This is a genomic window from Thiorhodococcus drewsii AZ1, from assembly GCF_000224065.1.
GTDB lineage: Bacteria > Pseudomonadota > Gammaproteobacteria > Chromatiales > Chromatiaceae > Imhoffiella > Imhoffiella drewsii.
This window is the reverse complement of record NZ_AFWT01000012.1, coordinates 134531-141049: the sequence shown is the minus strand read 5'-3', so window position 1 is coordinate 141049 and position 6519 is coordinate 134531. Positions and strand designations below refer to the sequence as shown.

The window sequence follows — 6519 nt, the reverse complement described above, 5'->3', positions numbered from 1 at the left end:
AATCTAAACTACACCATCAGGCCGAATAAATCGGGAAATAGTTAGTGGACGGTCCCTTAGCACGGAAATACAGGGCTCAAATCAAGGGGACAGTGCGAGCGTCATGTCCGATGGCTATATATCACGCCGGTGAGGAGCTGCAGGAGTCGGAGCGGTTCGACAAATCCGAGCTGGTTTCCATCTTCGACGAGCCGATGCCACGCTGCTGAACGGATGTCCATTTCCGCGATGTCGCGGCCCAGCATGCCTTTCGCAAGGCATCCTGACCCGATGGTCGTCGAATCCGGCTCGTCCTGAGCGGGCCGTCGTCGATCGAATCCACAAAAAAGCCCCCGCGATCGCGGGGGCTGTTCTATTGGCGTCGAGAAGGAGCCGTCGGAGCGTCAGACACCGTCGATGGCGATTGGCGGCTGCTTGGTGCTGCTTGAGCCCTTTTCCGTGCCGCCCCCTGCTGTGGGGGTGGTCGGGCGACCAGGATCATCCTCGGGCTCGCGCATCGGACGGCCTTCCATGATGTCGTCGATCTGATCCTTGCTGATGGTCTCGTATTTCAGCAAGGCACCCGCCATGGTGTGCAGCTTTTCCAGGTTCTCTTCGAGTAACTGCCTGGAGCGCTTGTAGTTGCGGTCGATGATGCCGCGCACCTCCTTGTCGATCGCCTGAGCGGTCTCGGGCGAGATCTGGCGCTGCTGAGTGACGGAGCGGCCGAGGAAGACCTCGCCCTCGTCTTCGGCATAGGCCAGGGGGCCGAGTTCGTCGGACAGTCCGAAGCGGGTCACCATGTTGCGCGAGATGTCGGTCGCGCGCTCGATATCGTTCGAGGCACCGGTCGTGACCTGCTCGGGTCCGAAGATCATCTCCTCCGCGATGCGGCCGCCGAACAGGCTGGAGATCTGACTTTCCAGCTGGCGCTTGCTCATGCTGTAGCGATCCCGTTCCGGAAGGAAGAGGGTGACGCCCAGTGCGCGTCCGCGCGGGATGATGCTGACCTTGTGGACCGGGTCGTGCTCGGGGACCAGTCGTCCGACGATGGCGTGGCCCGCCTCGTGATAGGCCGTGAGTTTCTTCTCGTTCTCGGTCATGACGATGCTGCGGCGTTCGGCTCCCATCATGATCTTGTCCTTGGCCTTCTCGAACATGCCCATCGCGACCTCGGTGTTTCCGGCGCGCGCGGCGAAGAGCGCGGCCTCGTTCACCAGGTTGGCGAGATCGGCGCCGGAGAACCCAGGCGTTCCGCGTGCGATGGTGCGTGCGTCGACGTCCTCGGCGATCGGCACCTTGCGCATGTGGACCTCCAGGATGGCAGCACGTCCGGCCAGATCGGGCAGGCCGACGACGACCTGGCGGTCGAAGCGTCCCGGACGCAGCAGTGCGGGGTCGAGCACGTCGGCGCGGTTGGTCGCCGCGATCACGATGATGCCTTCGTTGCCCGCGAAGCCGTCCATCTCGACCAGTAATTGGTTGAGGGTTTGCTCGCGCTCGTCGTGTCCGCCGCCGAGACCGGCCCCGCGCTTGCGGCCGACCGCGTCGATCTCGTCGATGAAGATGATGCAGGGCGCGCTCTTCTTGGCCTGCTCGAACAGATCGCGGACGCGAGAGGCGCCGACGCCGACAAACATCTCGACGAAGTCCGAGCCGGAGATGCTGAAGAAGGGCACCTTTGCCTCGCCTGCGATGGCACGCGCAAGCAGCGTCTTGCCCGTTCCGGGCGGTCCCACCATGAGCACGCCGCGCGGGATACGTCCGCCGAGGTTGGAGAACTTCTGAGGGCTCTTGAGGAAGTCGACCAACTCGCCGACCTCTTCCTTGGCCTCTTCGACACCGGCGACGTCGCGCAGCGTGACCTTCACTTCGCCTTCGGCATGCTGGCGCGCGCGGCTCTTACCGAAATTGAAGATACCCCCGGATCCGCCTCCGCCCGAATTACGGCGCATAAACCAGATCCAGACGCCGGCCAGCACCAGGAAGGGCAGCCAGGCGGAAAGCAGCTGTACGAAGATGCTCGGCTTTTCCGGTGGTTGAGCGCGAATGGTAACGGAGTTCTTCAGCAGATCGCCGACCAGTCCGGGGTCGCCCGGATCATAGGTTTCGAAGCGCGATCCGTCGTTACGAACACCCTTGACCTGTTGGTCCTGGATGGTCACTTCCCTGATCGAGCCGTCGGAGAGTTCTTGTAGGAACTTGCTGTAGCTCAGGTTGTGCGCCTCGATGTGATCGCTCGAGGTCAGGCTGTTGAGCGACATCACCAGCCAGAAGGTGACGGCGATCCAAAGCAGGATATTCAGGTTCTTCGCATTCATTCTTAGGGCTATCCTCGTTGACCTGATGCGCAATAGGGTGGTATTGGACGATTCCATACCGCTCTAGTGGGTATATCAGGGCGGGGTATCGAAATCCAACAGGGCCATCGTTCGGCCCTGAGTTGATCGGAGCTTATCAGGTTTGCGGACGGATTGGACTCTAGGTGTGGCTGCCTTGTTCCTGGTGTTCTGGGTTCTTTTGGCGATCTGTGCGCCGCTGCTCGGTCTGAATCCGGATCGGGTGGATTTGACTGCCATCCTGGCGCCTCCTGGGACCTTCTCACTGTTGGGTAACGACGATCTGGGCCGCCCGGTGTTGGACCGTCTGCTGTCCGGGGCTCGGACCTCGCTGTTGGTGGGGTTCGGTGTGGTCGCGGTGAGTGCCTCTTTCGGAACCCTGGTCGGCGCCTGTTCGGGATTCGTCGGCGGTTGGCTGGATCTTGTCGTGGCTCGAATCCTCGATCTCTTCATGGCCTTTCCCGGCATCCTGCTCGCGATCGCGCTAGCCGGGGTCATGGGGCCAGGGATCGACAACGTCATCTTCGCCCTGGTCGTCGTTGGCTGGGTCGGTTACGCGCGACTGGCAAGGGCCCAGGTGCTCGCTCTGGTTCACCGCGACCATGTGACCGCGGCGCGCGCGCTCGGTCGATCGGGCTGGGCGATCCTGCTGCGGCACCTGATTCCACTGACGATCGCGCCGCTCATGGTGGAAGCGACCTTCGCCATTTCCGGCGTCGTCATCGCCGAGGCGGGCTTGTCCTTCCTCGGGCTCGGGGTGCAGCCCCCGGACGCGTCCTGGGGGAACATGGTGCGCGACGGAGTCTCCTATCTGCTCGTCGCGCCGCATCTGGTCGTTGCCCCGGGTCTGGCGATCCTGTTCGTCGTGCTTTCGGTGAACCTCTTGGGGGATGCGCTACGGGATCGGCTGGACGTGCGCTCGCGACATGCCTGACCCTGTGGTAAAAGTGCGTCGTATGAATCGTCGCTCGATCTGTCTCTCCATGTCGTCCGTTCCATCCCCTTTGGCCGGGAGGTTCTGAAGATGTCGCTCGGTCCCATCATGGTCGATCTGGCCGGAACTCGGCTTTCCGAGGAGGATCGCGATCTCTTGCTGCATCCCTCGGTTGGCGGGGTCATCCTCTTCTCACGCAACTACGAATCGCCCGTCCAGCTTGCCGAGCTGACCGCGGCGATCCATGCGCTCCGAGATCCTCGATTGCTGATCGGCGTCGATCAGGAAGGCGGGCGCGTGCAGCGGTTTCGCGAGGGCTTCACGCGCTTGCCGCCTGCTGGACGTTTCGGGCGGCTCTATGCGACCGATCCCACAAAGGCTCGCAGGGCTTGCGAATCGATTGGCTGGTTGATGGCCGCCGAGCTGCGTTCTCTCGGGGTGGATTTCAGTTTTGCCCCGGTGCTGGACCTGGATCGTCAGATCAGTCGCGTCATTGGCGATCGCGGTTTCGGTGCGCAGGAGCAGCAGGTTTCTGAATTGACGGCGGCCTGGGTCGAGGGCGTCCGGCAGGCAGGGATGGCGGCGGTCGGCAAGCACTTTCCCGGGCACGGCGGCGTGATTGGGGACTCTCACCTGGAGCTGCCAACGGATGAGCGGACCTTTGCCGACCTCGAGATGGAGGATCTGGTGCCCTTCCAGCGCCTGATCGATCGAGGGCTGGAGGCGATCATGCCGGCCCATGTGGTCTATCCGCGAATCGCGCCGGAACCGGCTGGTTTTTCGGCCCGCTGGCTGAAAGATATCCTGCGCGAGCGCATGGGGTTCCAAGGGGTCATCTTCAGCGATGATCTCAACATGGCCGCAGCGGGCGCCGGCGGTGATTATCCCGAGCGTGCGCGGGCTGCGGCCGAGGCGGGTTGCGATATGCTGCTCATCTGCAACAATCGCTCGGCCGCGCGCGACATCGTCGAGTCCTTTGGGGATCGACGGGATCCGGCCTCGCATCTGCGTTTGCTGCGCATGCATGGCCGCAGTCGGCTGGATGCGGCGCAATTACACGAACAGCCCGAATGGCAGCGCGCGCTGCGCCATGTTGCCGAATTGGAGGAGCTCGAAACGCTCTCGCTCGGGCTGACTGACCCTACAGATCCGGAGAACGCTGGATGAAGCTCGATTCGAAAGACTATGACGCCGTTGCCAGTCGCGCTGAGTGCCTGGTGAGCGCGCAAGAGATGGACGCGGCGCTCGATCGCATGGCCGAGGAGCTCACGGAACGTTTGGCGGGGAAGGATCCGCTGGTGCTCTGCGTCATGACCGGTGCGGTGATCGTGGCGGGGCTTTTGCTGCCACGGCTCAACTTCCAGCTTCGCCTTGATTACATCCATGCGAGTCGCTATCAGGGTGCCACCAGCGGTGGGGAGCTCGCCTGGCGTCATCGTCCGTCGGAGGCGATTCGCGGCGAGCACGTGCTGGTGCTTGACGATATTCTCGATGAAGGGGTCACTGTCGATCAGGTCATTCGCGCCTGTCATGAGGATGGTGCGGCCAGCGTGCATTCGGCGGTTCTGGTCGAGAAGATCCGGCCGCATCGGTGTGGCGTGGACGTGGTTGGGGTTCGGGTTCCCGATCGTTATCTCTATGGATATGGCCTCGATTACAAAAACTATTTCCGCAATGCTTCGGGCATCTATGCGGTCGCCGATCAGGATGTATGACGTCGTCCGCTTTGTCTGGGTTTTCTGTAAAATTCCAATATAATTAATGGCTTTTTGACTATCCGGTGTAATTGAGCTACATCCTCCGGGGAGGGCTGCTGGGCGGGCCGTTGGTCCAGCGGCCCGCTCGAGTTGCTGCCGACGTTTAGGTCTGTCGGTGGCGGGCGCTCGGCCCCTTGATAATTATTCTGCTTTTGGAGGAGGATGCCCGATGACGACGCTGGATGCCTATCGCAATACGCATATTGAGCTGCGTCAGATGATCGATGATCTCAATGCGATCATGACGCCCGAGATGTTGAAAATCCGTCCGAACGCCAAGACGGCCCATGAGCTCCTGTGTGATCTCGGTACGAAGGTTCGCGCGCATCTCTCTGACGAGGATCGTACGCTCTACCCTCGTTTGCTGATCCACGAGGACGCGAAGGTCAAATCCATCGCCTGGGGTTTCATCAGCGGCGAAAAACCGCTTCGCAAGGTGTTCGACGATTATCACAAGCGCTGGCTGAGGAATTGCGATTTCAATTTTTCAGAGGATTTTCTGGCCGAAACGCGAGAGATCTTCGAGATGGTCGTCAGACGGATCGAGCGAGAGGAATTGGTGTTGCTCCCCAAGCTGGTTGAGATCGGGCTGTTTCAGGAGTCTGAGCGGGCTGGGTCGCTCGGTCGTTGATCGGCGCCATTCGGCTTTAATTGCCCCCGGCGCCGTTCGCGGCGCGGGTTTGGCATCCTATGCGCTCTCCGGTAGACTGCGTCGTCTTTATCGGTTGTGGTGGGTGCATGTCTCTTCTGGCTATCATCGGCGGCTCCGGATTCTCCGGGCTGTCTTCTCTGGCGGTTCTGGATGCTCAATCGGTGGAGACGCCATTCGGCGAGACCTCCGCCCCGGTGACGCGCGGTCGGCTGGGGGACTCGGAGGTTCTGTTTTTGCCTCGGCATGGGGCTTCGCACCACCTTCCGCCGCATCGGATCAACTATCGCGCGAATCTTTGGGCGCTACGGCAGTGTGGAGCGGAGCGTGTGGTGGCCTTGGCCGCCGTGGGCGGTATCACCGAGCGATTCGGTCCAGCGGCGTTGGCTGTGCCGGATCAGATTGTCGATTACACCTACGGTCGTGAGCATACGCTTTACGACGGGATGGCCGATGGCGTCGAGCATATCGACGTCACGGAGCCATACTGTGAGTCGCTGCGGCAGTCGCTGATTGATGCCTGCGGTCGCGTCGGTTGCGGTATCGTTCCGGGTGGCACCTATGGTGCGACTCAGGGGCCGCGGTTGGAAACGGCCGCTGAAATAAGACGTTATGAACGCGATGGCTGCGACATGGTCGGGATGACCGGCATGCCGGAGGCAACCCTGGCGCGTGAGTTGGGGTTGTGCTATGCGAGCTTCGCCTTCGTCGTCAACTGGGCCGCCGGTAAGAGCGGCACCGTCATTACCATGAAGGAGATCGAGGATAACGTGGCCCTGTGTTCCGAGCGGATCCTGGAGGTTTTGCTGGCGCTGACGGCTGGTCGTTGACCGGCTAGGCGGGTCCAGCTCAATGGGTCGC

6 protein-coding genes are annotated in these 6519 nt (G+C 61.8%); 5 read left to right on the top strand and 1 reads right to left on the bottom strand.

What is annotated here, in order from left to right:
- Positions 1-383 precede the first annotated feature (383 nt).
- Positions 384-2300, bottom strand: a complete 1917-nt coding sequence (gene ftsH, locus THIDRDRAFT_RS10325) for an ATP-dependent zinc metalloprotease FtsH (RefSeq protein WP_007040782.1) — start codon at positions 2298-2300, stop codon at positions 384-386.
- 166 nt (positions 2301-2466) lie between these two features.
- Between ftsH and THIDRDRAFT_RS10320 the strand changes: the two genes are divergently transcribed.
- The 5 genes from THIDRDRAFT_RS10320 (at position 2467) to THIDRDRAFT_RS10300 (ending at position 6488) form a co-directional block, all read left to right on the top strand.
- A complete protein-coding gene (locus tag THIDRDRAFT_RS10320; protein WP_245535817.1) occupies positions 2467-3252 on the top strand; it encodes an ABC transporter permease in 786 nt (261 codons plus the stop codon).
- Between the two features lie 90 nt (positions 3253-3342).
- Positions 3343-4419 carry a beta-N-acetylhexosaminidase gene (gene nagZ / locus THIDRDRAFT_RS10315; RefSeq protein ID WP_007040780.1) on the top strand — a complete coding sequence of 359 codons (1077 nt, stop codon included), beginning with the start codon at positions 3343-3345 and terminating at the stop codon, positions 4417-4419.
- The gene (locus tag THIDRDRAFT_RS10310; protein ID WP_007040779.1) at positions 4416-4967 is read left to right on the top strand and encodes a hypoxanthine-guanine phosphoribosyltransferase; all 552 of its coding nucleotides are present in this window, start codon (positions 4416-4418) and stop codon (positions 4965-4967) included. Before nagZ ends, THIDRDRAFT_RS10310 begins: the two co-directional genes overlap by 4 nt.
- Before the next feature lie 211 nt (positions 4968-5178).
- Positions 5179-5640: a hemerythrin domain-containing protein gene (locus tag THIDRDRAFT_RS10305; protein WP_007040778.1), complete on the top strand. Its 462-nt coding sequence runs from the start codon at positions 5179-5181 to the stop codon at positions 5638-5640.
- A 107-nt stretch (positions 5641-5747) separates the two neighbouring features.
- Positions 5748-6488, top strand: coding sequence for an S-methyl-5'-thioinosine phosphorylase (locus THIDRDRAFT_RS10300; protein ID WP_007040777.1), 741 nt, complete (start codon positions 5748-5750; stop codon positions 6486-6488).
- Positions 6489-6519: the final 31 nt, after the last annotated feature.

Bases quoted from the DNA above. Each gene is read 5' to 3' on its own strand.
- THIDRDRAFT_RS10300 (WP_007040777.1), top strand. From the start codon at position 5,748: ATGTCTCTTCTGGCTATCATCGGCGGCTCCGGATTCTCCGGGCTGTCT.
- nagZ (WP_007040780.1), top strand. From the start codon at position 3,343: ATGTCGCTCGGTCCCATCATGGTCGATCTGGCCGGAACTCGGCTTTCC.
- THIDRDRAFT_RS10305 (WP_007040778.1), top strand. From the start codon at position 5,179: ATGACGACGCTGGATGCCTATCGCAATACGCATATTGAGCTGCGTCAG.
- THIDRDRAFT_RS10310 (WP_007040779.1), top strand. From the start codon at position 4,416: ATGAAGCTCGATTCGAAAGACTATGACGCCGTTGCCAGTCGCGCTGAG.
- ftsH (WP_007040782.1), bottom strand. From the start codon at position 2,300: ATGAATGCGAAGAACCTGAATATCCTGCTTTGGATCGCCGTCACCTTC.